Raw genomic sequence first — 423 nt, forward strand, 5'->3', positions numbered from 1 at the left:
AGCGTGTTTGACGCTCGACCAGCGTGACGATCTGGCTGTTGTGACTTCCGCACAGGAGATCGCCTTCCCAATGGCCGGGTACCGCTCGGTCTTCCGCTGATGCAGGCCGTTCACTGATAGATACGGCATCCTTGATTCTGCCGTGATCATCGGTTTTCTGGGTGTGGTGACGCGAGCGGCGCATTGCTCGGGTGCGCCTCAAATGCTCAAGCAACTCCTTCTTCAAAGCGCCGCGCGCTTGGATATACAGGCTGCGATAAATTGTCTCGTGTGACACCTGATGATCCTCATCGCCCGGGTAAGTGTGCTTGAGCCATCCAGCAATTTGCTCTGGTGACCACTGCAACCGCAGCCTGTCTGCAACGACGTTAGCCAGTTCTGGTTGAAGCACCAGTTTACAGCGCTTGGGACGCTTTGCCAGAT

General features: G+C 56.3%; 1 protein-coding gene. It reads right to left on the minus strand.

The features are described 5' to 3' along the window. Nucleotides 1-423 (minus strand): IS30 family transposase (locus GM676_RS31370; protein ID WP_155468472.1); only part of this gene is annotated, 423 nt, incomplete at both ends.

Origin of the sequence: Duganella radicis (assembly GCF_009720825.1) — a bacterium.
GTDB lineage: Bacteria > Pseudomonadota > Gammaproteobacteria > Burkholderiales > Burkholderiaceae_D > Rugamonas > Rugamonas radicis.